24 protein-coding genes are annotated in these 25,423 nt (G+C 64.5%); 8 read left to right on the top strand and 16 right to left on the bottom strand.

Annotated features, from left to right (window positions below; translation table 11 throughout):
• Positions 1-4 precede the first annotated feature (4 nt).
• The 6 genes from HMI59_RS04900 to HMI59_RS04875 form a co-directional block, all read right to left on the bottom strand.
• Positions 5-1,096: a DDE-type integrase/transposase/recombinase gene (locus HMI59_RS04900; protein ID WP_227471417.1), complete on the bottom strand. Its 1,092-nt coding sequence runs from the start codon at positions 1,094-1,096 to the stop codon at positions 5-7.
• A gap of 351 nt (positions 1,097-1,447) precedes the next feature.
• Complete coding sequence (locus tag HMI59_RS04895; RefSeq protein WP_193592995.1) at positions 1,448-2,311, bottom strand: 3-hydroxyacyl-CoA dehydrogenase family protein; 864 nt, start codon at positions 2,309-2,311, stop codon at positions 1,448-1,450.
• A complete protein-coding gene (locus HMI59_RS04890) occupies positions 2,308-3,102 on the bottom strand; it encodes an enoyl-CoA hydratase/isomerase family protein (RefSeq protein ID WP_193592994.1) in 795 nt (264 codons plus the stop codon). Before HMI59_RS04890 ends, HMI59_RS04895 begins: the two co-directional genes overlap by 4 nt.
• On the bottom strand, positions 3,102-4,328 hold the full coding sequence (locus tag HMI59_RS04885) for an acetyl-CoA C-acyltransferase (RefSeq protein ID WP_069695882.1): 1,227 nt from the start codon (positions 4,326-4,328) through the stop codon (positions 3,102-3,104). Before HMI59_RS04885 ends, HMI59_RS04890 begins: the two co-directional genes overlap by 1 nt.
• A 116-nt stretch (positions 4,329-4,444) precedes the next feature.
• Positions 4,445-5,101 carry a pentapeptide repeat-containing protein gene (locus tag HMI59_RS04880; RefSeq protein ID WP_193592993.1) on the bottom strand — a complete coding sequence of 219 codons (657 nt, stop codon included), beginning with the start codon at positions 5,099-5,101 and terminating at the stop codon, positions 4,445-4,447.
• Positions 5,101-5,559 (bottom strand): SRPBCC family protein, encoded by a 459-nt coding sequence (locus HMI59_RS04875; RefSeq protein WP_193592992.1) that lies wholly within the window; start codon positions 5,557-5,559, stop codon positions 5,101-5,103. The genes HMI59_RS04880 and HMI59_RS04875 overlap by 1 nt, the downstream gene beginning before the upstream one ends.
• A gap of 367 nt (positions 5,560-5,926) precedes the next feature.
• Here HMI59_RS04875 and HMI59_RS04870 point away from each other — a divergent pair, with 367 nt between their 5' ends.
• Positions 5,927-6,436 carry a hypothetical protein gene (locus HMI59_RS04870; protein ID WP_227471537.1) on the top strand — a complete coding sequence of 170 codons (510 nt, stop codon included), beginning with the start codon at positions 5,927-5,929 and terminating at the stop codon, positions 6,434-6,436.
• Between the two features lie 56 nt (positions 6,437-6,492).
• Here HMI59_RS04870 and HMI59_RS04865 read toward each other — a convergent pair whose 3' ends face one another.
• From HMI59_RS04865 to HMI59_RS04845, 5 genes are all read right to left on the bottom strand, one after another.
• Entirely contained in the window at positions 6,493-7,953 is a 1,461-nt protein-coding gene (locus HMI59_RS04865; RefSeq protein ID WP_071416124.1) for an amino acid permease, read from the bottom strand.
• A 224-nt stretch (positions 7,954-8,177) separates the two neighbouring features.
• On the bottom strand, positions 8,178-9,851 hold the full coding sequence (locus HMI59_RS04860; protein WP_193592991.1) for an ABC-F family ATP-binding cassette domain-containing protein: 1,674 nt from the start codon (positions 9,849-9,851) through the stop codon (positions 8,178-8,180).
• A 126-nt stretch (positions 9,852-9,977) separates the two neighbouring features.
• Positions 9,978-10,838 carry a metal ABC transporter permease gene (locus tag HMI59_RS04855; protein ID WP_193592990.1) on the bottom strand — a complete coding sequence of 287 codons (861 nt, stop codon included), beginning with the start codon at positions 10,836-10,838 and terminating at the stop codon, positions 9,978-9,980.
• A 1-nt stretch (position 10,839) separates the two neighbouring features.
• Complete coding sequence (locus tag HMI59_RS04850) at positions 10,840-11,574, bottom strand: metal ABC transporter ATP-binding protein (RefSeq protein WP_166186657.1); 735 nt, start codon at positions 11,572-11,574, stop codon at positions 10,840-10,842.
• Positions 11,571-12,515, bottom strand: coding sequence for a metal ABC transporter substrate-binding protein (locus tag HMI59_RS04845; protein WP_069695888.1), 945 nt, complete (start codon positions 12,513-12,515; stop codon positions 11,571-11,573). The genes HMI59_RS04850 and HMI59_RS04845 overlap by 4 nt, the downstream gene beginning before the upstream one ends.
• 52 nt (positions 12,516-12,567) lie before the next feature.
• On the opposite strand from HMI59_RS04845, the gene HMI59_RS04840 reads away from it, so the two are divergent.
• From HMI59_RS04840 to HMI59_RS04820, 5 genes are all read left to right on the top strand, one after another.
• Positions 12,568-13,296: a CPBP family intramembrane glutamic endopeptidase gene (locus HMI59_RS04840; RefSeq protein WP_021473850.1), complete on the top strand. Its 729-nt coding sequence runs from the start codon at positions 12,568-12,570 to the stop codon at positions 13,294-13,296.
• Positions 13,297-13,446: 150 nt separating this feature from the next.
• Positions 13,447-13,884 carry a VOC family protein gene (locus HMI59_RS04835; protein WP_193592989.1) on the top strand — a complete coding sequence of 146 codons (438 nt, stop codon included), beginning with the start codon at positions 13,447-13,449 and terminating at the stop codon, positions 13,882-13,884.
• 22 nt (positions 13,885-13,906) lie between these two features.
• Entirely contained in the window at positions 13,907-14,854 is a 948-nt protein-coding gene (locus tag HMI59_RS04830) for a 1,4-dihydroxy-2-naphthoyl-CoA synthase (RefSeq protein WP_193592988.1), read from the top strand.
• Positions 14,855-14,861: 7 nt separating this feature from the next.
• Positions 14,862-16,001 (top strand): AMP-binding protein, encoded by a 1,140-nt coding sequence (locus HMI59_RS04825; RefSeq protein WP_193592987.1) that lies wholly within the window; start codon positions 14,862-14,864, stop codon positions 15,999-16,001.
• 51 nt (positions 16,002-16,052) lie between these two features.
• Positions 16,053-16,931: a 1,4-dihydroxy-2-naphthoate polyprenyltransferase gene (locus tag HMI59_RS04820; RefSeq protein WP_166186661.1), complete on the top strand. Its 879-nt coding sequence runs from the start codon at positions 16,053-16,055 to the stop codon at positions 16,929-16,931.
• Here the strand turns inward: HMI59_RS04820 and HMI59_RS04815 are convergent.
• On the bottom strand, positions 16,928-17,233 hold the full coding sequence (locus HMI59_RS04815) for a DUF4229 domain-containing protein (protein WP_166186662.1): 306 nt from the start codon (positions 17,231-17,233) through the stop codon (positions 16,928-16,930). The two genes, HMI59_RS04820 and HMI59_RS04815, sit on opposite strands and share 4 nt — an antisense overlap.
• A 90-nt stretch (positions 17,234-17,323) precedes the next feature.
• Between HMI59_RS04815 and HMI59_RS04810 the strand changes: the two genes are divergently transcribed.
• Both HMI59_RS04810 and HMI59_RS04805 read left to right on the top strand, forming a co-directional pair.
• A complete protein-coding gene (locus HMI59_RS04810) occupies positions 17,324-17,767 on the top strand; it encodes a PLD nuclease N-terminal domain-containing protein (protein WP_021473844.1) in 444 nt (147 codons plus the stop codon).
• A 5-nt stretch (positions 17,768-17,772) separates the two neighbouring features.
• Positions 17,773-18,321 carry a hypothetical protein gene (locus tag HMI59_RS04805; protein WP_193592986.1) on the top strand — a complete coding sequence of 183 codons (549 nt, stop codon included), beginning with the start codon at positions 17,773-17,775 and terminating at the stop codon, positions 18,319-18,321.
• Here HMI59_RS04805 and HMI59_RS04800 read toward each other — a convergent pair.
• The 4 genes from HMI59_RS04800 to HMI59_RS04785 form a co-directional block, all read right to left on the bottom strand.
• Positions 18,290-19,795 (bottom strand): dynamin family protein, encoded by a 1,506-nt coding sequence (locus tag HMI59_RS04800; RefSeq protein WP_193592985.1) that lies wholly within the window; start codon positions 19,793-19,795, stop codon positions 18,290-18,292. The genes HMI59_RS04805 and HMI59_RS04800 overlap by 32 nt on opposite strands.
• The gene (locus HMI59_RS04795) at positions 19,792-21,708 is read right to left on the bottom strand and encodes a dynamin family protein (protein ID WP_193593676.1); all 1,917 of its coding nucleotides are present in this window, start codon (positions 21,706-21,708) and stop codon (positions 19,792-19,794) included. The genes HMI59_RS04800 and HMI59_RS04795 overlap by 4 nt, the downstream gene beginning before the upstream one ends.
• Positions 21,709-21,854: 146 nt before the next feature.
• Positions 21,855-23,168 (bottom strand): IniB N-terminal domain-containing protein, encoded by a 1,314-nt coding sequence (locus tag HMI59_RS04790; RefSeq protein WP_193592984.1) that lies wholly within the window; start codon positions 23,166-23,168, stop codon positions 21,855-21,857.
• Between the two features lie 166 nt (positions 23,169-23,334).
• Positions 23,335-25,422: a LuxR C-terminal-related transcriptional regulator gene (locus HMI59_RS04785; protein ID WP_193592983.1), complete on the bottom strand. Its 2,088-nt coding sequence runs from the start codon at positions 25,420-25,422 to the stop codon at positions 23,335-23,337.
• Position 25,423 lies beyond the last annotated feature (1 nt).

Raw genomic sequence — 25,423 nt, 5'->3', positions numbered from 1 at the left:
TGTCTCATGGCTTCGTGGACAGTTCGTTCGATGGTTTGGGGTTCCGGTTTTTGAGCTGTGGGTAGATGGTTCGTTTGGCGCGTGTGCCTCGGGGGTCGGCTGCGACGCCTGAGGGTTTGCCGTTGCCGACGTAGGTGGTTCCTTGTGGTGGTCTGGGGTGTGTGATGATCTCGGTGCCTTGGGCTCCGAAGAACATGATGGTGGTGTCGTCGTAGAGGATGTGCACGGTGGTGCCGGTATGTTCCTTGCCCATTTTGAAATGGGTGCCCAGGATCGTCACTGAGCCGTTTCTGTTCACTGTCCGTTGTGCGCTTCGCCTGTCCGGACGGGGCGCAATCGGTTCAGGGGCCGCTGGCGGGGACGTCTTGGGGGTGGCGTTCCAGGCTTCACGGGGTGTCATTGCGTTGGGCAGGCCTTGGTGTTCGCGTTCGTTGTTGTAGTAGAGATCGAAGGCGTCCACCTGTGACTGGAGGGCGGCCATAGAGGTTGCCGGTGGCTGCCGGTGAAGGTAGCGGTGCAGGGTCCGGTGGAACCGTTCGTTCTTGCCTTGGGTGGTCGGTTTGTAGGGTTTGCCTGTGATCGGTTCGATGCCTTTGGCTTTGAGGAACTCCACAAGCGCACCGGTGCGACCGCGGCGTGTGGGATTCAGTGCCGCACCGTTGTCGGAGAGGAATCGTTGCGGTGTCCCGTGGCGTTCGATCGCTTGCGTGACAACGGCGATCGCAGCGGCGCTGGTTTCCCCGGCTGCGACCAGGGACGCCAGTGCCAGACGTGAATGATCGTCGACGAGCTGGAAGATCGCTACCTTCTGTCCGCCGGCGAGTTGCCATTCGGTCGAGTCGATCTGCCAACAGGCGTTCGGCTGGGGATAGACGAACCTTTTGTACGCGCTTCGTGGTTTCTTTCTGGGCTCGGGCACCACGACACCTGCCCTGACAAAGATCCTGGCCACGGTGGCACGCGAAGGCGGCTTGAAGCCCTGCCTTGCGAGCTTCGCGATAACGGAGAGCGGGCCGTAATCAAACCCGCTCTCCTGAAGTTCTGCACGGGTACCGAGCAGCAGTTCGATCATGACCGGAGCCGTGACAGTGGGCATGGACTTCGGAAGCGGGGGCTTTTTCTCCAACGCCTTCACTGGTCCCACTTCCGAAGCCGCTGCCCGGACCCGGTAAAACCACGCCCGGGAGACATTGTGCTTCCTGCAAAAAGCCGAGACCGCGCCCCTAGGCGAATCCTCGGGCCACGTCGCGACAGCATGCCGAATCCTGATATCCGGCTGGGATTTACTCATGAACAGCAGCAAACCCGCCAGCAAAGTGTCCACGATGTCATGAGACAGAGTGTCTACGAAGTCATGAGACAGAACTGTCTATTAAGTCATGAGACTCCACACGCGTTTAGAACGCTCTAAACGTGCACAACTGCGACTCAGTTGGGTGGGCCCAGGCTAGTCCGTCCAGTCGAAGAAGCCCTTGCCGCACTTGCGCCCCAACTCCCCGCGCGCCACCTTGTCTCGAAGGATCTGCGGCGGTGCAAAACGGTCACCGAGGGTGGAGTGCAGATACTCGGCAATCCCCAACCTGACGTCCAAGCCAACAATGTCCGTGGTCTTCAGCGGGCCGGTGGGGTGCTTGTAGCCAAGCACCATGGCGGCGTCGATGTCCTCCGCGGACGCCACGCCTTCTTCGACCATCCGCATCGCTTCGAGTGCGATTGCCACGCCCAGCCGCGAGGACGCGAACCCGGGGGCGTCATTGACGACGACGGCGGTCTTGCCAAGTGCCTCGGTCCAGCTTTTCGCCGCGGCAGCAAGCTCGGGCGAGGTTTCCTTGCCAAGGACCACTTCGATGAGGGTGGAGGCCGGCACGGGGTTGAAGAAGTGGAGGCCCACGAAGTTGGCGGGACGGCGGAGTTCCTGGCCCAGTCCGGTCACGGAGAGGGAGGACGTGTTGGAGGCCAGGAAGGCATCCGCGGACAAGTGCTCCTCAACGGACCGCAGCGCCGTAACTTTGAGGTCGTAGTCCTCGGGAACGGCCTCCACCACCAAACCACAGTGAATGAATGACCCGTAGTCCGTGGAAGTGCTGAACCGGGCGAGGACCTCTTCCGGCGATTCCGTGAGGGTGCCCCGGGCAGCGGACTTCGCTACGGCCTCGGCCACGCGGTTGTGCGCACCGGCAGCGGCCTCGTGGTCACGTTCCACTACGACGACGGTGGCACCCTTGATGAGGAAGGCATGGGCAATACCTGCGCCCATGCGGCCACCGCCCAGGACTCCGACGACGTTCGGGATGGCGGGTGCTGTTGTCATTTCTGGTTCCTGTCCTGAGAGGTGGCGTCGTTGGCCTTGGCGGACTTCTTATCCAGGAAGGCCTGCATCCGATCGAACTTGGCCTGGGATTCGAACAGGATCCCTTGGGCCAGGGTGTCGATCAGGGGGTGTGCTTCGGCCGGTGCGTGGAAGACCGACTTGGTGATCCGCACAGCCAGGGGGTCTTGCCGGCCGATGCGGTCCGCCAGTTTGTGGGCTGCGTCCATGAGCTCCGGGGCCTCGTGGATCTCGGTGATGAGGTTGATCCGCAGTGACTCTTCGGCACGGAGCACCGTTCCGGCCAGGAGGATCTCCTTCGCCTTCGGTTCGCCCACCAATTCCTTCAACCGCCAGGTTGCACCTGCCGCGGCGAGGATGCCCAGACCCGTTTCCGGGTTGCCGATGCGCACGCTCGGAGTGCCGATGCGGAAGTCGGCGGCATAGGCCAGCTCGGCTCCCCCACCCAGGCAATAGCCGTCAAGCGCGGCGATGACGGGCATGGGCAGCTTGGCGATCCGGGCGAAAATGGTGGAGTTGATGCCTTGGAGCGCATCGTCCCGGCGCCGTTCGCGCAGTTGGCCAATGTCCGCGCCGGAGGCAAAGACTCCGTCGGTTCCGGCGATGATCAGGATCTTGGGATTCTTTTCCAGCTCGGCGCAGACCGCGTGAAGCTCATCCACCATCTTCTGGTCGATCGCGTTGCGGACTTCCGGGCGGTTCAGCAGGACGGCGAGCCGGTCCTCGCGCTCCTCAAGCAGGAGGGTGCTGAAGTCTTCCTGGTTCAGGGCCATTACACGCCTTCCAGCAACATTGCCGTACCCTGGCCGACGCCGATGCACATCGTGGCGAGGCCCAGCTTCGGTCCCGTCTGGGAGGCGAGCTCGCGCTCCATGCGGCCCAGCAAGGTAATGGCAATACGCGAGCCGCTGGAACCGAGCGGGTGGCCCAAACTGATGGCACCGCCGTCGTTATTGACGATGTCCGGATCCAGGCCGAGGCGGCGCATGCTCGCCAGCGACTGCGTGGCGAAGGCTTCGTTGAGCTCCACTGCGCCGAGCTGCTCCACGGAAAGGCCGGTGCGGGCGAGGACTTTCTGCGTGGCGGGTACGGGACCGATGCCCATGATCTCCGGTTCGCAGCCGGCGGACGCGCCGTCAATAATGCGGGCACGCGGCGTTAGGCCGAACTTCTTGATGGCGGCCTCGGAGGCAACGATGATGGCCGAGGCTCCGTCGTTGAGGGTGGAGGAGTTGCCTGCGGTCACGATCGAACCGCCCGGGACCACGGGGCGCAGCCCGGCCAGGACGTCCATGGTGGTGCCTTCGCGGGGGCCTTCGTCAGTGTCGACGACGGTCTCGGACTTGCGCGTCTTGACCGTCACCGGGACGATCTCCTCCTTGAAACGGCCGCCGGCAATAGCTGCCAGCGCACGCTCGTGGGAGCGGACGGCGAAAGCGTCGGCGTCTTCACGCGAGATGTTGTCCACGCGCCCAACTTCTTCCGCGGTCTCCGGCATGGAGTACGTCATCTTGCCGTCGCGGGAAAGATCACCCTTGGTGAAGCGCGGGTTCGCAAAGCGCCAGCCGATGGAGGTATCGAAAATCTGGCCCGGCTTGGCGAAGGCCGTCGCGGGCTTTTCCTGGACCCAGGGGGCACGGCTCATGGATTCAACGCCACCGGCAACCACGATGTCCGCAGCCCCCGACTTGATCATCTGACTGGCCATGATGATCGCGCTGAGGCCTGAAGCGCAGAGCCGGTTGACCGTAATGCCCGGGATGTGGAGGGGAAGTCCGGCAAGGATGGTGGCCATGCGGGCCACGTTGCGGTTTTCCTCGCCTGCGCCGTTGGCGTTGCCGAGGATTACCTCGTCAATGGAGTCGGGGTCGACGCCGGCGCGTTCCACTGCTTCCCGGACCACCAGGGCGGCGAGATCGTCGGGCCGGACAGAGGAAAGTGCCCCACCATAGCGTCCGACCGGCGTCCGTGCGCCACCAACAAGAAAAGCCTCGACCATGAGAACATCCTTCGCGAAGTGAAAGGGGCCGGCACGGAATAATATACCGACCGTTCGTTCTATAAAGATTACACGGCCCGCGCGGCCGGTCAACAGATGACGGTCCTCACACCTCCCTAAATCACACGGATTCCAAGGTGGCTGGCGAGCAAAGGAGCCATCAAACTCAACTGGTAGTCATCAATGACCGCCCCGGTCAGGCCGGCCAACCCGTTGATCCCGCGGAACTCCGAAGTGCGAAGGTCAACATCCTTGAACTTGGCCCCGGTGACGCCCAGTGTTCCGATGGTGCAGTTCTTCAAGGCCACCCGGGTTCCCGTCACTCCGCCCAAGTCCAGCTCATTGATGATGCAGTCGGAGATCCGGACATCCACCAGCTTGGAGCCGCGCAGGTTCACGAAGTCCAGCTTGCCGCCGTCGATTCGGACGGAGCGCCAACTTCCCTCATAAAGTTCGGCCGAGCCCCACCTGGGATTGGTGATCTCCACGTCCTGCCACGATGTCCTCGCAGCCGGGAAAACCGGGGCGAACGGCTCGGCGAAGATGCAGTCGCGGAAGGTTGCTCCCCGCAGCTGGGCTTCATGGAAGGAGACGCCGTTGAATTCACATTCGATGAAGTCCGCCCCGCTCAGCTCTTCCCCGTCCGCGGAGGCCCGGGTGAAGCGGATACCGTCATACCGTTCCCCGCGCTGGAAGTCCGGGGCGTCGTCGTCGCGCAGTTCATCCAGCCGCACCGGCGGGACCTTGGGTGCGGCAACTTTGCCGGCCGCCATCAGAGCGACTCCGCCTTGGCAGCGATCTCGGCAAGGTCCTTGCCCAACGCCTTCCGCGTGAAGCTCATGCCGAGCTTGCCGAAGAGGGCCATGCCCACCTTGCTCAAGAAAGTCGGCTTCAGAACCTCTGCCCCGAAGGTCACAGTCAGGTCCGTTCCGGCGTCGCGCCCGGCAAGGCTGAAACGCGTGGTGTAGGCGGCACCGCCCTGGTGTGCCTTGACCGTTGTGCTCCGCGGAGAATCGGCTTCCGCGACCCACATTTCCACGGTTTCCTGCCTGCCCATCATGGTGCGGGTCTCTTTCCAGCGGGTTCCTTCGCCGTACGGGCCCTCGCTGAGCATCTGGACGGAATCGATGCCGGACAGCGTGGCGGCAGAACCGGGAATGTCAGAGATGACCGCCCAAACCTTCTCCGGGCTCGCGTTGATGTGCTGGGTCAGCGTGGTGGTGTGTTCCATACATCGAGCCTAGACCCGGGCACTGACACTCCCAACTGACTGGCAATAGGGGTTGTTCTGAGGCTCCAGAGCAACCCCTATTGCCAGTCAGTTGGGCTTCCGTACGCGAAGGCTGTGGATAACGTCCCGCGCTGACGGAAGGTTTGCCAGCATGAGGAGATGCGACTCCCCCAACCACTGCCGGAAGCCCTGTCGTCAGTTCCGTTCACATGGCAGGAAGCGCTCGACGCCGGCGTCTCGCGTCAGCGCTGGAGGCACCGCTCGCTTGGGGCACCAAGCAGGGGCATCCGGGCCCCTCCGAACGGTGAAGTCGGGTTGCCTGCTCATCACCACCCGTCCCCGGACATGGCTCGACTGCGCCCGACGGATGACCATCGATGAAATCACAGTCGTGGCCGATCATCTGCTCAGGAGGCCGAGGCCAACCTTCGAGGACCGAAGCGAACCGTACTGTACACGTGAGGAGCTGGAAGAGATGCTTGACCGGCACAAGGGAACACCCGGAATCCGCAAGGCGCGCTTGGCTTTGGAACAGGCCAGGGTTGGCGCCGATTCAGCGCCCGAGACGCGGCTCCGGCTGGCACTTGAGCGGGCCGGGCTGCCCGAACCGGAACTCAACCAGCCCACGGAACTGGGTTTCGGCGTCGTACGTGAACCCGACCTTGGCTACCGCGAACAGCGCGTCGCCGTGGAGTACGAAGGCGAGGGACATTCAGAGCCCGCGCAGATTGTCCGGGACATAGAACGCGAGGAAGACTACAGCCGTGCGGGCTGGCAGTTGGTGCGGATATCCAAACGGCACATGGGCAACGATGCAAGGTCTGCTGTGTCCAAGGTACTGGCCGCGATGCAGGAGCGCGGGTGGACGCCCAAGTAGCTGGCAATAGGGGTTGTTCTGAGGCTCCAGAGCAACCCCTATTGCCAGTCAGTTGCTTAGGAGAACAGCTCGCTCTTGGGCTGGTTGTTCTTGACCTTCTGCCAACCGAGCCACAGCACCACTGCGAAGAACGGAATGGTGGCCAAGGTCCAGAGGCCCAGCAGGAAGACGTCGCCGGTGGCCTTGTCCGTGACGGTGTCGAAGCCGATCAGGACCGTAATGGCCAGCAACGCCACGAGGCCGATCCAGCTGGTCCAGGGCGAGCCCGGCATGGGCAGGGAGGACACGTTACCGCGTTTCTTGCGCAGCGCGATCTGGCTCGCGAAGATCGAACCCCATGTGAAGATCACGCCAATGGAAGCGGTGTTCAGCGCAAGGTCGAACGCGTGCGAACCACCCAACCAGATGTTCAGGAGGATGCCCACCAAGTACACGCCGCCGATCGCCAGGATGGCCGCAAACGGCACGTGGCGGGAGGACATCCGGGTCAGCCACTGCGGAGCGTGCCCGTTGTTGGCCATGGTGCGGAAGATGCGGCCGATCGAGTACAGGCCGGAGTTGCAAGAAGAAAGCGCTGCGGTGATGACGATCATGTTCATCACATCGCCCATCCAGCCCAGGCCCATCTGACCGAACACGGTGACGAACGGAGACGTGCCGGCTACGTACTGGTCGGACGGGAGGAGCATGGCCAACAGGGTCACGGAACCGACGTAGAAGACCACAATGCGGAAGACGACGGCGCGGATCGCCTTGGGAACTTCACGTTCCGGATTCTCCATCTCACCTGCGGTGATGCCCACGAGCTCGATTGCGTTGTAGGCGAAGATCACGGCGTTCAGGACGAGGATCATCACCAGGCCGCCCTTGGGGAACATCCCGCCGTCGGAGTGGAAGAGGTTGGCCACGGAAGCGTTGCCGTCGCCCACTTGTGCGTTGGTGACCACCATGAAGGTGCCCACAGCCAGGAAGATCACGATCGCGGCGACCTTGAGGCAGGAAGCCCAGAATTCGAATTCACCGAAGGCCTTGACGCTGAACAGGTTCACGGCCACCAGCAGCACCAGCGCTGCGATGGCAGAGAGTTCAACAGGAACATTCGGGAAGAAGAACTGGAAGTAGAGGCCGATCGCGATCAGTTCCGCGATGCCGGTCATGGCCCAGTTGATGAAGTACATCCAACCGGACAGGTACGCGCCCTTCTTGCCGAACATTTCACCGGCGTAGCTCACGAACGAGCCCGAGGTCTGGCGGTACATGATGAGTTCGCCCAAGGCGCGCATCAGGAGGTAGGCGATGACGCCGGCAATGGCGTAGGAGAAGATCAGGGCCGGGCCGGTGGAAGCCAAACGGCCACCTGCGCCCATGAACAGGCCAACGCCGATCGCGCCGCCCATGGCAATCATGGTCACGTGACGGCGGCTGAGCGTCTTCTGGTAACCCTCTGCGCTGAGGGTGGAGCCTGCGGCCGTGGATGGGGCCGTGGGCTTGAGGTCTGTGGGGGTACTTTGCGGCACAGCTGTTTCCTTGTGGGTTGGGGTCTTGCTGTAGGGGGCTGCGCCCGGTGCCGGAGCACGGGCGGTTTTGGCACAGGAAATTCGGAGATTTCCCCTTTGGGAATCCCGTTCTGTGACGTGGACCGCAGAACGTCGAACGTTCGCGCAACCCGTCTATCTTACGGCATGTGACGCGGCACCCGTGACGAAGACAACAAATGGGCTCCTGAGCAGGGCAGGAACCGCTACAGCAACCCGCCGTCCCGCATGCCGTACCGCACCCACGTTCCCGCCGCACCGGCGGCGTCCGCGCCTGGGACCGAACCCGCCGAGCACCGGTCGAACCAGTCACCCAACGCACGGTCGTGGCTCACGATCACCACGGTTCCCGAAAAGGTTGCGAGCGCCGCCTCCAACTGCTCCACCAACACGGGAGCCAGATGGTTGGTGGGTTCGTCCACGATCATGGTGTCGTAGCCGCCCAGCAGGATCCGGGCGAGGGCAAGCCGGCGTTGCTGCCCGGCCGAGAGCCCTCCAACCGGCACATGGAACTCCGCGGGACGGAACAGCCCCAGCCGCAACAGGTCCTCGGCATGGTCATCGATGGCGCCGCCCAGCCCGGCGGCGAAGGCCGGGAGCAGGCGCAGTTCCGGGCGGGAAGGCACGTCGAGTTCCTGCTGCAGGTAGCCGACTCTCCCTGGTGCAGCCACGGAACCGGCAGTTGGTTCCAGGACACCGGCCAGAACTGATAGCAGGGTGGATTTGCCGGCACCGTTGGGGCCGGTGATGAGGACCTTCTGTCCGGCTTCCACCCGCAGGTCGGTGGGCTGGAGGCGGCCCGGAACGCTGACGCCGCGGGCTTCCAGGGCCGGCTCGGAGACGTCCACGGCCACCGAGCCCAAGGGAGCGGCAAGCTTCAGAGGTACGGGAGGCCGGTCCACAGGGTTTTCCTCGAGCCTCCGGAGCCGCTCCTGGGCGTTGCGGACTTTGCTCGCAGCCGCCCGTTGCCAGGTGCCGCTCTTGAAGCTGAAGGCCATCTTGTCCTTGTCCCGCCTGCGCCCGTAGCCCATGCGGTCCGCCACGGTGGCCGCTTGAAGCCGTTCGGCGGCGATGGCGTCCACCCAGCCTTCGTACTGTTGGGCCCACCGGGCGCGTTCGGCAGCTTTCTCGCGAAGGTAGCCGTCGTAGCCGTTTCCGTAGCGGTTCACGGAGCGACGATCAGCATCCACCTCAATGATGGTGCTGGCAACTTTCTTCAGCAGGACACGGTCGTGGGAGACAACCACCACGGTTCCCCGGTGCGCAGCCAGCCGGGACTCCAACCAGGCGGTGCCGGTGGCGTCGAGGTGGTTGGTGGGCTCGTCCAGGAGCAGGGCTTCTGCGGGGTCGGCGAGCAGGCAGGCGAGCGCTACCCGCTCTTGCTCGCCGCCGGACAGGGAGCCAAGCGTTCGACGGCGGTCCACGCCTCCCAGCCCCAGTTTGTCCAGCGCTGCTTCCACCCGGGATTCGGCGGCGTATCCTTCGCGGAGCTGGTATTCGGTTTGCAGGCTGCCGTAGAGCTCAAGCGTCTCCGTGTCGGCCTCGGACAGTCCGCGTTCCAGTTCGGCGATCCGCGCTTCGAGGGACCGCAGCGCGCCAAGGGAGGCGTCGATGGCGTCCCCCACGGTCAGGGACTCCGCCATCCCGTGTGTCTGCGCGAGGTAACCCACGCGGTAGGCGGGGTTGCCGGAGAAGCCGGCTTCGCCGTCGTCGGGCGTTTCGACCCCGGCCAGAAGGCGGAGCAGCGTGGATTTCCCGGCACCGTTCTCGCCCACGACGGCAACATGCTCGCCATGGGGGATCACCAGGTGGACGGCATCAAAAAGTTGGCGGTCCCCGTAGCCGTGGGAAACGCCGGAAAGGTGAAGGTGGTCAGTCATGAGGTGTCCTCGCAGGTCCGTAGCAGGCAGATGGCCAGGGGTGTACGGGGGATGCAGCCGGATAGTGGCCGCTCTCAAGACTTCATCGGTCCAGACTGCCCGCTGGGAAGCGGGCGCGTCAAGGGCCTAGACCGCCAGCGCCCGCTTCCGCCGGGCCTTCGCCAGCCGGGTTCCGATGAGCCCCTGCCGCGGGCTGAACAAGTACACGACGGCGAACACCGCACCCTGGGTGACCACCACCATGGCGCCCGAGGCGGTGTCCAGGTAGTAGCTCAGGTAGATGCCCGCCACGGAGCACACCACGGAGATCACGGGGGCAATGACCAGCATCCGGTTGAACCGGTCCGTCAGCAGGTAGGCCGTGGAACCGGGAATAATGAGCATCGCCACGACCAGGACGACGCCGACTGTCTGCAACGCAACCACAGAGGTCAGGGCGAGCAGTCCCAGCAGGAGGGCTCCCAGCAAGCGTGGCGAGAGACCGATTGCGTGGGCGTGCGTGGGGTCGAAGGCGTAGAGCGTCAGGTCCCGCCTCTTGAGGATCAAAATAGCGAAGGCGACGGCCCCGAGAATGACCACTTGGATCAGGTCCGCGACGCTAACTCCCAGCAGGTTGCCGAAGATGATGTGGTTCAAATCGGTTTGGCTGGGCGTCACGGAAATCAGCACCAGGCCAAAGGCAAAGAGTGATGTGAAGACGATCCCGATCGCCGCATCCTCCTTGACCCTGCTGGTGTTCCGCACAACGCCGATGAGGGTCACCGCCAAGAGCGCGAACACCAAAGCGCCCAGCGCGAACGGCGCACCTACGATGTAGGCCAGCACGACGCCGGGAAGCACCGCATGGGACACGGCGTCACCCATGAGGGACCAACCGATGAGGACCAGCCAGCAGCTGAGTACGGCGCACACCACTGCGGCGATGGCCGTGGTGGCGAGGGCACGGACCATGAAGTCGTAGCTGAGGGGTTCGAGCAGGAATTCCATCTCAGCCCCTGTTCATGACGTCGAGGCCGAAAGCCATGGCCAGGTTTTCCGGTTGCAGCACCACGTCCGGGCTTCCGTGCATCAGCACTTTGCGCATGAGGAGGACTGCTTCGTCGCAGAGTTGCGGGAGCGCATGGAGATCGTGGGTGGAGACCAGGATGGTGGCGCCATCGGCGGCCAGTTCCTTGAGCAGCCGGGTGATGGTGGCCTCGGAGCGTTTGTCCACCCCGGCGAACGGTTCATCGAGAAGCATCATGGTGGCGTCCTGGGCAATGCCCCGGGCCACGAAGGCGCGTTTCTTCTGCCCGCCGGACAGCTGCCCGATTTGGCGGTCGGCAAAGTCAGCCAGTTCCACGCGTTCCAAGGCGTGCTCGACGGCGTCGCGGTCGGCTTTGCGGGGCCGGCGCGTGAAACCCAGATGCCCGTAGCGGCCCATCATCACTACGTCGCGGACGGACAACGGGAAGGCCCAGTCCACTTCTTCGCTTTGTGGAACGTAACCGATGCCCGCCTCTTTGCGGATCTTTGCCGGCGGGTGGCCGTTGACCAGGACCCGCCCGGTGTCCGGCTTGACCATGCCCATGATGGTCTTGAACAGCGTGGACTTTCCCGAACCGTTCATGCCCACCAGGCCGCAAATGCGGGAGCGTTCCAGGGTCAGCGATGCCGAGTCCAGGGCGAGCACCTCGCCGTAGTGGACGGTGACGTTTTCAACAGCAATGGCCGGGGTGCTCATGCCGTTCCTCCTGTGAGGGCCTCGGTGATGATTTTGGCGTCGTGCCGGATCAGGTCCAGGTACGTGGGTACGGGGCCGTCCGCTTCAGACAGTGAATCTACGTACAGCACTCCGCCGAACTTCGCTCCGGTGGCTCCCACCACTTGCTGCATGGGTGCATCGGACACGGTTGATTCGCAGAAGACTGCGGGCACCTGGTTGTCCTTGACGAACCCGATTGCCCGGGCGATTTGCTGCGGCGTGGCTTGCTGTTCAGCGTTTACGGCCCAGATGTAGACCTCTTTGAGGCCGGCGTCCCGGGCCAGGTAGGAGAACGCCCCTTCGCAGGTGACCAGTGCCCGGTGGTTTTCCGGCAGGACGGACAGCTTGGACACCATCTCGTCCTTCACTTCCTGCAGCCGGGAGTTGTAGGCCTTGGCGTTGGCTTCGAATTCGGAGGCATGCTCCGGAGCCAGGCCGGCAAAGGCCTTGGCCATGTTGTTCGCGTAGATCTGGACGTTGTCCGGCGACATCCAGGCATGCGGGTTGGGCTTGCCGCGGTAGCTGTCTTCGCCAATATCCATGACTTTCACGCCCTCGCTGACCACGGCGTGGGGAACGTCCAGGCCTTCGACGAACTGCGCGAACCAGGCCTCGAGGTTCAACCCGTTATCCAGGATGAGGTCCGCTTGCGCCGCCTTGCGGATGTCCCCGGGCGTGGGCTCGTAGCCGTGGATTTCCGCGCCTGCCTTGGTGATGGATTCCACCTGCAGTTTGTCTCCGGCGACGTTCTTTGCAATGTCTGCAAGGACCGTGAAGGTGGTGAGCACAACGGGCTTGTCTGAGTTGCTCGCGGTGGAGTTGCCACCGCAGGCCGAGAGCCCCAGCACCACGGCAATGGAGGCCAGGAAAGCAACGAAACGGCGGACAACTTTGGCGAGCCGAAACGGAAAGTTAGGCATACCGAAAATTGTAGCGGCCCCCGGTTGCGGGCGGCAAAGCTAGGCTGTTCATATGGGCACAATTTCCACGCAGACAAGGCTCTACAGGTTCAATGCCCTGGATGCTGCCGCCGTTGCCGCATACGTGGGCTTTACCCTGTACTTCACCTTCTTCGGTGCGTCCGTCGAGCGGCTGATGCTTCAGCTGTTTCCCGAGCCGGCCACAGCGTCCTACGCGGTCAACGCGGTCTTCTATGCCGCCGTCGGGCTTTTCGCCGTAGCCTCTGCCTGGCGGGTGGCCGGCCGCGACCTCAAAATCCTGGGCACGCGGCCGTGGTTCACGCTGGGCATGGTGCCCTTGGCAGTGGTGGCAATGCTGATCCTGACTGCGCTCCTGGTGGCCGCGCTGGGAACCGCGCAGAGTTCCGAGAACCAACTGGGGATCCAAGGCCTGCTGCAGCAGGTGCCCGCCTGGCTGATGGTTCCGTTGCTGGTGCTGGTGGGGCCGTTCGTCGAGGAATACCTCTTCAGGCATTTGTTGATCGGGAAACTGTCCAAGTACGTCAACATCTGGGTGTGCTGCGCCATCTCCACCGTGGTGTTCGCGTCGATCCACACGATCGGACGCGAGGGCCTGGAGTTGTCTGCGCTGGCGCCCTACCTTGGCATGGCCGTGGTCTTGGTGGGCGTCTACGTCTGGACGGGCAAGAACCTCATGTTCGCCTACTTCGTGCACGCGACCAAGAACCTCCTCGCCGTGGTGCTGATCTACGCCATCCCCGCGGAACTCCTCACCAACTGACCCCACCCCCAAAAACCCCCAACTGGGTCGCATTTGTGCACGTTTTGAGCCCTGAAAACGCGCACAAATGCGACCCAGTTGGGGGAACCCGGACGGAAGGTGACCGCAAAGCCCTACCCGGCCACCCGCAGCGGGGTTAGCTTGGAGCACATGACACTCAACATCCAGGTGGTAGTGGACTGCAAGAACCCGCACGAGCTCGCCGATTGGTGGGCCGAGACCCTCGAATGGACGGTGGAGCCTCAGGACGAGGACTTCATCCGGTCCATGATCCAGCAGGGCTATGCAACCGAGGACCAAACCATCACGCACAACGGCAAGCTGGTGTGGGCCGAAGGCTGCGCGATCGTTCCGGCCGAGGACAAGGATCCCAAGACCGGCCGGCGCATCCTCTTCCAGACGGACCCGAACCCGAAGAGCGTCAAGAACCGGGTGCACTGGGACGTGCGCCTGGACGGCCGGGACAAGGACGTGGTCCGCAAGGAACTGGAAGCGCGCGGTGCCACCCATCTGTGGACCGCCAGCCAGGGGCCGCACGAGTGGCACACCATGGCCGACCCCGAGGGCAACGAGTTCTGCATCAGCTGAGGAGCGTTACTAGACTCGGACTGTGAACAACGATCTCCCTGCCAAGGTTTCCGACGTCTTTGACCCCTCACGCTGGCGCACCGTTTCCGGCTTCGACGACTTCAAGGACATGACGTACCACCGGCAGGTTGAGCGCACGGCTGACGGAATCAGGGACCTCCCCACCGTCCGGATCGCCTTCAACAGGCCCGAAGTCCGCAACGCGTTCCGCCCGGGCACCGTGGATGAGCTGTACCGGGCCATGGACCACGCCCGCATGACCCCCGACGTGGCAACCGTGCTGCTCACCGGCAACGGCCCCTCCCCCAAGGACGGCGGACACTCGTTCTGTTCCGGCGGGGACCAGCGGATCCGCGGCCGGGACGGTTACCGCTATGCAGAAGGTGAAACGCAAGAAGGCATTGACCCCGCCCGCGCCGGCCGGCTCCACATCCTTGAGGTCCAGCGCCTCATGCGCACCATGCCCAAGGTAGTCATCGCCGTCGTCAACGGTTGGGCGGCCGGCGGCGGCCACTCCCTCCACGTGGTCAGCGACCTCACCATCGCCTCCCGCCAGCACGGCAAGTTCAAGCAGACGGACGCCACGGTAGGAAGTTTCGACGCCGGATACGGCTCAGCGCTGCTGGCCCGCCAGATCGGCCAGAAAGCCGCGCGCGAGATCTTCTTCCTGGCCCGCGAGTACTCCGCCGAGGACATGGTGCGCATGGGCGCGGTCAACGAGGCGGTGGACCACGAACGGCTGGAAGAAGTGGCCCTGGAGTACGCTGCGGACATCGCCCGCCAGTCCCCGCAGGCCATCCGCATGCTCAAGTTCGCGTTCAACCTGGCCGACGACGGGCTGGCCGGCCAGCAGGTCTTCGCCGGGGAAGCCACCCGCCTGGCCTACATGACGGATGAAGCTGTGGAGGGCAAGGAAGCCTTCCTGCAGAAACGCGACCCGGACTGGTCCAACTTCCCCTACTACTTCTAGGACCGGCATGGACATCGATCCCATCCTGAAGGCCCTGTCCGCTGCCCTCCATGGCGAGGGCCCCGCCGTCGAAATCGTCACGGACGCGGACGGCCGGCCGAACGCGGTCCCCGTGGAAACCGGCGTCGAGGACGCTGCCGTGGTGGTCCGCACCTCGGGCTCCACCGGGACACCCAAGGCGACCGTCCTCACGATTGATGCACTCGCGGCGTCGTCCGTGGGCACGGCCATCACATTGCGTGCCGAGGGCCAGTGGCTGCTGGCACTTCCGCTCCAGTATGTTGCCGGGGTGCAGGTGCTGGTGCGTTCGCTGTATGCGGGCACCAGGCCGTGGGTGATGGACCTGTCCAACGGCTTCACCCCGGAGGCGTTCACGGCGGCCGCGCAGGAGCTGACGGACAAGGTCCGCTTCACATCGTTGGTGCCCACGCAGCTGCAGCGCCTGCTCGACTCCCCCGCCCCTGAAACCCTGGCCGCGCTGCGCCGTTTCAACGCCATCCTGCTGGGCGGCGCCCCCGCTTCCGCCGAGCTGCTCGCGACCGCCCACAGTGAGGGCTTGAAGGTGGTCACCACCTACGGCTCCGCCGAGACGTGCGGCGGGTGCGTGTACGACGGCGAGCCCCTGGACGGCGTCGAGGTCCGGATCGGCACCGGCGAACTTGAAGGGCGCATCCTGCTGGGCGGCGAAACGGTGGCGGCCGGCTACCTTGACGGCAACTCTCCCGCAAAGGACGCGTTCTTCGAAGAGGACGGCGTCCGCTGGTACGTCACCGGCGATCTCGGCGAACTCTCCGACGACGGCAAGCTCACCGTGCTGGGCCGCGCCGACGACGTCATCATCACTGGAGGCGTCAAGGCCTCCGCCGCGTACATCCAAAGCAAGCTGGAAGAGCTCGACGGCGTCACGGCCGCTTTCGTGGCCGGCGTCCCCTCGCGTGAGTGGGGCCAGGCGGTGGCAGCGTATGTGGCCATGGCGGATCCGACGCCGGCCGGCATCAAGGGCTTCACCGGCCGCCGCGAGGCGGCCCTGGGAGTCCTGGCCCCCAAAACAGTGCTGGTGGAGAAGGAACTGCTCATGCTGCCGAACGGGAAACCGGACCGGCTGGCCATGACCGAACAGCTCAACCGGCTGCATCAGGGACAATAGGACAGATTCGTCCCAACCGAAGATCAAAGCGAAACACACGAGGTACTGCACGTGGCGACAGCTGCACAATGGATTCAAGGAGCCAGGCTCCGAACACTGCCCGCGGCGATCGCGCCGGTCCTGATCGGCTCCGCGGCGGCGTTTGAACTCCAGGCATTCAAGCTGCCGAACGCCATCCTCGCCGCACTTGTGGCGCTGCTGCTCCAAGTCGGCGTGAACTACGCCAACGACTACTCCGACGGCATTCGCGGCACCGACGAGGAACGCGTGGGGCCGCTGCGCCTGGTAGGTTCCGGCGTTGCCAAGCCTGAGCAGGTGAAGTGGGCCGCGTTCGGGCTGTTCGGGCTGGCCATGCTGTGCGGTTTGATCCTCGTGATCATCACCCAGGCGTGGTGGCTCATCCTGGTGGGCATCGGCTGCGTCCTGGCCGCCTGGGGCTACACCGGGGGCAAGAACCCCTACGGCTACATGGGCCTGGGCGATGTGTTCGTCTTCGTGTTCTTCGGGCTTGTGGCTACGCTCGGCACCACCTACACCCAGGCAGGGCAGGTGAGCCTCGCCGCCGTCGTAGGTGCGATCGGAACCGGCCTTATTGCGTGCGCCCTGCTGATGGCCAACAATGTCCGGGACATTCCCACGGACACCGCCGCCGGCAAGCGCACCCTGGCCGTCCGGCTGGGTGACCGCCACGCCCGGGAAAGCTACGTGCTGATGCTCGGTGTGGCAATCCTGCTGGTCATCGTGCTGGCGCCCACCAAGCCGTGGATGCTGATTGTGCTGTTGCTGATCCCCGCTTGCCTCATGCCGGCGTGGCTCATGATCAACGGCAAGAAGCGCAAGAGCCTCATCCCGGTGCTCAAGCAGACCGGCCTGATCAACCTCGGCTACAGCCTGCTGTTCTCGCTCGGACTGATCCTCACCCGGATTTAGGCGTTGGGCCGCTTGTCCGTGTTGATGGATACGTCCGGGTTCTGCTCCACCAGGCCGTCCTCGGCAGCGGCATCGTCCACTTCGCCCGCAGTGCGCATGGGCTTGGCACGCCCGGACAAACGTTCACGCATGGCAGCCGTGGCCTCGTCACGCTGCTTCTGGAAGAACAGGTAGCTGATGGCGAAGGCGATCAGCCCGGCAAAGATCACTGCCAGGAACACTCCGGTCCCCAAAAACAGGAAAAGGACGAACAGAGGCACGAACAGCGCCAAACGGATCAGGGAATACTTCAGGAAAGCCACCCTCCAAGTTTAGCCGTCCGATTCATTGCACTCTGATCACAGCCTTTGGAGGGGATCCAGCGAACCGCTCCGGGCGACTAGACTTGGTGCATGCTCCGGGTTGTTGGCGTCGTCGTCGTCCTTGTTGTCTTCGTGTACGCCCTTGTGGATGTCATCCGCACGGACCGCCACGCCACCCGCGGGATTTCCAAACCGGCCTGGATCGTGGTCATGATCGTCTTGCCTGTGCTTGGCGCCATCCTCTGGTTTATCTTCGGCCGCCCCTACGGCAAGCCTTCGGCACAACCCGTCCGCCGCTACCCCACGGCCCCTGACGACGATCCCGAGTTCCTCCGCAACCTCGAACTCCGCCGGCGGAACCAGGCAGAAGAAGAACGGCTGAAGAAGCTCAAGGCCGAGCTCGACGCCAAGGAGCGAAAGCTCAAGGATTCCAAGGGCCCGGAGGGAACGGGCGGACCCAAGGGCAAAGGTTTTGCTACCGGTGAGGCCAAGCATGGCGAGCCGGACCCCCATGATACCGACGAGCTGAAGTAGGTAATATGGCCACACCAGCGCCTCCGCCACGTCCCGGTGTAACGCTTTCCGCACCACCGCCGATAGCCGTTGCTACGGAGGCACCTGGTCCGGCCAAGGTGTCGCGCTCCTTGTGGGTGGCAAGCTTCGTTGCCGGAGCAGCGTTGATCGTGACGGATTTCCTCGGCAGGAACGCCCATTTTGAACGGCTCAAGGGCGTCATCGAAGGCATGGTCCCGGCTGGTGACGCTGAGTCACTGGAGGGCGCCACCGCCGTCGTTTTCCTGGGAAGCCTGGGCATGCTGGCGCTGGTGATCGCAATGGAGGCAGTCCTCCTGGCGATTATTTTCAAGCGCAGGAGCTGGGCACGGTGGGCGTTGGCACCCTTGGTCCTGCTTCACGCCGTGGTCACCGTGATCATCTCGGACTTCGTCGTTGCGCCGGGTTCCGACGGTGTCCTGGCCACCGTGCTGCTGGCCGCCCAGTACATTTTGGCCGCGGCCGGACTGATCCTGCTCTTCCTCCCCGCCACAACAGCGTGGCTCAGGAGCGGGCGGGAGCAGCAGCCGGAATAGCCGCCAGCATCCCTTCGCAGCTGCGGATCACCACGCGGCAAGCATCCAGGGCTGACGGCTCGGTGAGCGGGTTCTCGGCGATCAGCCGCCAACGGTTCAGGCTCGCCCGCGCAGCTTCGCTGATGGCGTCGTCGTCCGCGTCCTGCGCGACTCCCAGCCGGTGAGCCGGCAGGGTCCCGCGGCCACCCACCAGCCGTTCGGCTTCGGTGGCGAGCTCCGGAGTGAGGCCCGCGCCTTCGGTCCTCAGCTTTGCCAGCAGCTTCAGTTCCCGGAATTCGTGTGCGCCCGCTTGCAACCGTTCCATGGCCGTGAGCAGCCGGGCGGCATCCTCGCCCACTGCTGCGCCGGCCGTCCCGGCAGTGCGGAGCAAAGCTTCCAAACCCACGACGGCGGCCCTGGCCTTGAGTGCCTCGGCCCGCGTCTGGAAGAGCGCGGCGACCGTTTGAAGGAGTTGGCCCAAACCGCTGCGCCGGGCAAGCTCGTGGGCCAGGTTGGTGGGATCGCCGATGCCGCCATTGATCAGCGCCACCCCGAGCCGGATCCCGAACAACCCAAACCGCGCAACCAGGGAAGCCTTGGCGCCTTGTTCCACACCGGCGGGCTCCGGTGAACGGACAAAACGGTCCGCGGACAGCAGGGTCTTGTCGCGTTGGGCCTTGTCCATTCCGGCCAAGGCAACCATCACCTCAAAGTCGGTTTGGCGCATGGTCCTGGAGCTTTGAGCCAGGAGGCCAGCCACCGGGACGACGCCCAGGGCCAAGGGCTTGAGGTTCTGGTCCCGGCTGTAGCGGTCGGCGATCACAGCGGCCGAGATCAGGGAGTCGATCCGGCCCGCTCCGATCTCGTCCGCTCGCGAGAGCACGGCCAAGGCGTTGACGGTCCCGGACTTCCCGGCAGCGTTGTCCTTGAAGGACTCGAGGAAACGCACGTCCGAGGCGTGCAGGTGCCTCATCAAGTAAATGACGGCATCGGCAGACGACGGCGCGTTCTCCGGAAGGAGGAAGGCCGTTGACCGTCCGGAGACGTCCTGGGAGAGGGAGGCAATGCCGGGAGTATCTATCAGGGTGAGGTCCCTGAGGCTGGCGGCCGGCCAGTCAACCACCAGGCGGTCAACATCTTCCGCCTGGATGTCCCCCAATTGAAAGACCAGCCGGCCGTCTTCCCTGGTGACCGGCAAGGTGCGGGGCTCGCCCGCAAGGGGGTGGAGCGTCACACGGGGTGTTGCTCCGTACCGGTACCAAGTAACTATGCGTGTGCATTCACCGGCGTCGGTGGGTGCGATCTCCTCGCCGATGACTGCGTTGAGCAACGTGGACTTCCCGGCCTTCACCATGCCGGCCACCGCGATGCGCAGCGGCCCGTCCAGGCGTTCCGCCAAGTCGTCGATGACCGCGAGCGCCGGGGCGTCGCCGTCGTACATCTGCCGGGCCTGTTGCAGCAGCACTGCGGCTTCGGCTACCACCTGACCATTCATCCGGCCCGCACCGCGGTGGCTTGGGAAGCCTGCTGCTGTTCCGGTGCGGCACGCCGCTTCTCCGGTGCCGGGGTCCTGGCGTCGGCGGCGGTTCCTTGCAGCTGCGTTGCTGCCTGGTGCAGGGCGTCCACGGTCTTGAGCTGGGTCCGGATCTCCTTCATGCGCAGGTCGCGTTCCACCGCGTAGGTGGCGGCGGCCTTTTGCGCGGCGGCCACGGAATCGGTGAGGGAACGGTGGTGTTCGTCGGCGATCTCGGTGAAGTGGTCCCGGGTTTCGCGCTGCACCATCCTTAAGCGGTCTTTCAGCTGCTTTCCCACTTGGAAGACGATGTCGTCGATTTGCTTCCGGACCAGCGTTTTCGCTTCGGCCTGGCGCCGTTTGAGCCGTGCTTCCTTCTCCTCGCGGTAGGCCTTCCTGCCGAGCATGAGCCCTGCCCCGACGGACAGCGGGTTGATCAGGGCCATGCCGAAGATGCCCGTTAGCAGGCCGAACATCAGCACCCCGCCATACGAGCCGCGCATGCCGATGAGGAGTTTCTGGAGCGGTCCCAGGCGCCCGTCTTCCATGGTGGGCATTTCGCCGACCGGATCGAGCACGCCGCCCGTATCGGCGACGTTGGTCAGGGGCAGCGCGACCACTTCCTCGGAAAAGTGTTCGGCTACCTGGAGGGCGAGCCACTGGGAGCGCTCGCTGGTCCAAATAAAGGTATCTGAGATGGCGGCAGCCGTGCTTTGCTCCAGCCAGACGGTGAACTGATCCCACGCCGGACCCGGGTCGCCTTGGTCGATGGCAATCTCTGCTTCGCGTTGGATGCGGCGGAGCCTGTCCCTGAGGTCGTACTCCATGTCCGCTATGAGGTCGCCGATTCCGTCGTTGAGGGTGGTCTGCCAGCGGGAGGAGCGTTTCCTGAGCGCGTCGGCTTCCTGTTTGGCGGCCTGCAGGTCGGCAATCATTTGCGGGGTGCCTTCAGGGTTCTCCAGGGCTGACAGTTCGGATTGGAGGGAGAGCCTGAGGTGTTCGGTGACGGTCAGCAGGTCCTGCGCCACAGAACGACGCCGAAGCGTGGCGGCTTTGCCGACCACGTCGTTGCGGAGCGACGTGATGAGCGCCGGGAAGCCCGACTCGTCGTTGAGCTCCTTGTCCTTCAGGCGCGCAGCCTGCAGCCTGAGCTCCGAGGACACGGGGAACAGGGGAATTCCGGGCCCTACGTCGGACAAGTGCTGCCGGTCGAGCGCCTCGATCTGCCGCCAACTGGGGTACAGGTCGGTCTTGGTGAGCGCTGCGAGGACGTTCGGGCTGACGCGCATGGCCTGGCGGAGGAACCGGATTTCGGGTTCGGTGTATTCCTGGGAGGCGTCGGAGACGAAGAGCACTGCGTGTGCCGACGGCAAGGCGGTGAGGGTGGTGAGCGTGTGGCTGGAACCGAGGCCGCCTACACCGGGGGAATCCACCAAAGTCAGTCCGCCTGCGAGGAGTTGGCGGGGCAGCGCGACTTCGGCTGCCGCAAGGTTCTTGGCGTTTCCGGGGTTTCCGGCTTCCGATACGTAGGCCGCAAGCTCGTTGATGTTGACCGGCCGGCGTTCCAGCTGGTCACTTCCGGCAGGGGCAGCTTGGGTGGCAGGGTCCTGTTCCGGTGCTTGGGGGCCCTTGGCCACCAACACCGAGGCCGATGGCGCGTCCCCGTGCTTCACCACGGTGGGCACGGAGGTGGCGACGTCATCGTCCACCGGACAAACCGGGGCGTTAACCAAGGCATTGATGAGCTGGCTCTTGCCTTGCTTGAACTCGCCCACCACGATCACGCGGACGCTGGGGTCAAGCAAACGACGCCGGGTCTGCTCCAGCCGGCGTCGAAGGTCGTTCCTCTCCCCTGCCCCCACCAATTCCATGCCCTGTTCCACCAACGTGGCCATGCGTTCGGTTTCCGTCACAGCTGATCCTTTGTTTGCGACCTCAAGTATTTGAATGTCCGGCGAAAGTGCCCGGCAGGTGGTTTCCCGCCTGCCGGGCACTGCCGGGGCCTTTCCTTGCTGGCCTCTAAACCGGTTGGCTCCCGGTATTAGTCGATTTCCACATCGTTCTTGGCTACGACCAGCGAGTCGTCGATGTCGTTGTATTCGACCTCGACGTCGAGTTCGTTGTCGGCAATGACCGTGTTGTCTTCAACGTTGGTGTACTCGAGTTCGACCTCGTTGTCCTGGATCACCGTGGAATCGTAGTTGAGCTGGACGTCTTCCACGTCGTACTCCGTGGAGTTGTTAACTTCCAGCTCGTTGTCCTGGACCACGATGGAGTCGTTGATGACCTCCACGTCCACGTCTCCCACTTCGAGTTCTGTGGAGTTGTCCGTCTCGTTGAACGAGTCGGTGACGTTGACCGAATTGTTCGAATTGTCCGTGTGCGTGGAGTTGTCCGTGTTGAAGGAGTCCTCGATCTCCACATCCACGTCCAGGTCGGTGTTGTAGGAATCGTCCGTGTTGTACGAATCGTCCGTGTGCGTGGAGTTGTCCGTGTTGTAGGAGTCCTTCGTCACCGAATGATCCGAGTTGTCGTTGAACGAATCCTCGATCTCCACATCCAGCTCGGTGTTGCCGACGTTCACTTCGCCCGAGCCGTTGGTGATGTTCAGCGAGTGGTCGTCGGTGTTGTTGGTGGTTGTGGTGGTGGTCGTGGTGGTTGTGGTGTTGCCCGAGTTCTCGACGTCGTCGCCGGCGGCAATGGCTCCGTCACCCGATGCGATGACTGCGTCCTGGTTGAACAGCTGGGTAACGTCGCCGTCGGCCCAGATGTTCTGGTTCACGGACTGGTCCGTGATGGTGTCGCGGTCGTCGATGTTGGTGGTGTAGGAGTAGTTGTTCACCACGTGGACCAACTGCTGGACTGCATGGGCGTGATCGTCCCAGTCGCCGCCGTTGTGTCCGCCGCCACCGCCGTGTCCGCCGTCGTGGTCGTCATCATCGTGGCCACCCCAGCCGCCGCCACCGCCGCCGCCGTGTCCGCCGTCGTGGTCGTCATCATCGTGGCCACCCCAGCCGCCGCCACCGCCGCCGCCGTGTCCGCCGTCGTGATCATCGTCGCGGCCGCCCCAACCGCCGGTGTTGCCACCGCCGCCGGGAGCGTGGTGCTCGCCGCCGCCACCGGTGGAGGCGTGGTTGCCGCCGGTGTTGTACTCACGGTCGAAGGAGGCACGGGCGTTGATGGGTGCGTAGTCCAGGACTACGGGCCGGGCGGCATCCACATCAGCGCAGGAAACGTCCCGCAGCCCTGCGGCTGACAACGCAGCCTCGGGGTTGCGGACGAACTCATCGGCTGCGTCGGGGTTGTTGAACAGGCTCATCAGGAACTGTACGAGCTGTTGTGCGAGTGTTGGCATTGGAACGCTCCCTCAAATTCTGTGGTGATGGAAAACGCCCGGCGCCTTTGCCGGGCTTGCATTCAACGTATGGCCGGGGGGATGCCCGGGGCATCGGGTCCGGTCCCCCTATCCGGCACCCCACCATTAGGGGATTTCGGCCGGGCTCCGTTAGGGGCACAGGGGTTCACTCCCCGGGCGGGTGCCCCTCACCCAGCGCGATCCGCAAGCGAACCAGCAGCTCAGAGCGGTTTTCGGCCCCTAACCGGCGCCGCATCCTGGCCACGTGGTGTTCGGCGGTGCGGGGCGAAATGTAGATGGCCTCACCGATCTCGCGGTAGGTTTTTCCCTCCAACATGAGTCTTGCCACCTCGATTTCGCGGGCACTCAAACCGTTCGGCTCCGGCGCCGGCGCGGTGGAGGCGGGAGATTCCTCATGTGTCTCCGCGGGAGCGTGGCCACCCTGCGGGTGAATGTCCCGGGCACAGGCCAGAAGCTTGACCATGTCCCGGCGTTCATCGGCACGCGCGGCCGCATGCCCGGCCAGGCGCGCCCCTTCCCACGGCATTCCGACGGCGGCCAACCCACGGGCGGCCGTTTCGACGTCGGCCGCAGCGAACCTGCCTGCCAGGACCGATACCCAGGCCTTGCCTCCGGCGGCAAGCACACCCGCGAAGTGGCTATGCTCCGAAGCCCTGACCAAGGCCGCTGCATGTGGTGCAAGGTCCGCCGGACTCTCGCTCAGCAACGCAGCCTGGACGGCTGCCCAGTGCAGAGGGACCGACCACAGCGGCGGATTCCCGAGCCGCTCCAGCAAGTCCCAGGCCCCGTGCAAGTAATGCGAAACCCGATGTGATTCCCGCAAACGTGCAGCGGTAACAAGCACCTCGCCCCACGGCAGGAGGCTGTACAGGTCAACGGAGACGTGCATCATGGCTTCCCGCGCCCTGTCCCATGCCAGAACCAGCTCGTGGACTTCTCCGCCGCGGCGCGCCAAACCCAGTTCAAGGGCCGCCAGGAGGAATTCCTCCCGGGGCGCCAAGGCCCAGTGATTGGCTTTGTTCGCTTCATTGATGGCCAGGCGGGCATCGTCCGTGTTGTCCTGCTGCATGGCACACCAGGCCTGCAACAGGTACAGTCGGGGCCGCATCGCGTCTCCGCCCTGACCGGCGGCCACTGCTGCCTTGAGCACGGAAGCGGCCACCGCGGTCTCTCCGCTGTGCAGGGCGCACAAGGCCGCCAGCACTGCCGGTGCCTCCGGGAGGGGAATGGCTGTGCCAGCGGCGTTCATCATGTCCGAGGCCCTGATCAAGGACGGCAACCCCAAGTGCGGCGTTTGGCCCAGGGTCTGGCGCAGGCCGTCGCTTGCCAGGGACAACGCCACCGCCAAGTGGGTCGGGGACCGGCGGGAGCCGCAGTCGGCCACCATGGCCTCCGCTCCGGCAGCGTCTCCGGAACCGATCATGGCAATTGCTGCCAGGGGCGCCGAGGCAGCCGTCTTCGCAGGCCCCAGCCACGCGTAGGTATCGGCACTTCGGGACATCATGCCCCGCTGGGCCCACACCGAGGCGGCAACGTCCACTCCCCGCCGGACGTCCGGCGGTTCCGGCAGCGCGAGCAGCCGGTCGATCAAACGGCCGGCGGAGTCCAGGTCACCGATGCCCGCTGCGGCCTGGGCCCGGCAGGCCGCTTTCGGCATTTCCTTCGCACCGGCCAGCACCGACTCAGCGTAAAGAGCTGCGGCCAAGGCGGGCTCGGTCTCCAGCGCGTTGTCCGCGGCTTCCTCCAGCTCGGCTGCCACGCGATGGTCCTGCAGCCCGCCCCTGGCCAGATCACGGGCCAACTCCCCCAGGGGCCGGCCCTCTGCAGCCAACTTATCCACCAATTCCCGTTGCAGGGCGTGGATGGTTGGGACTGGAGTGCTGGTGAGCAGGGCATGCTGCACCGTGCCCACTACAGATCCGTCAGGCATCAGCAGCTGTGCATCGGTCGCCGCATCAATGATCCCGGGAAGATCGCTGCGTCCGGCAAGGTTGTCCGGAAGCGGCGAAGGCAGGGTGAATCCCGCCGACAACGCCAGCAGCAACTCCCGTACCGCCGCGGTCCCGCCCGGCAAGGCGGTCGACTCCGACGAGGTCGCCGCAGCCGTCAGCGTGGTCCGGTCCGACGGCAGCGTGGCATCAGCCGGCAGCGTGGTCCCGGCCGACGGCAGCGTGGCATCCGCCGGGTGGGACTTGTCTTCCGAGGGTGCTTCCGCGTTTCCCTGACCCCTCATG

The sequence above is a fragment of the Paenarthrobacter sp. YJN-5 genome (genome assembly GCF_015040095.1).
Lineage (GTDB): Bacteria > Actinomycetota > Actinomycetes > Actinomycetales > Micrococcaceae > Arthrobacter > Arthrobacter ureafaciens.
Note: the sequence above shows the minus strand (reverse complement) of the source record. Positions and strands in the feature narration are given on the sequence as shown.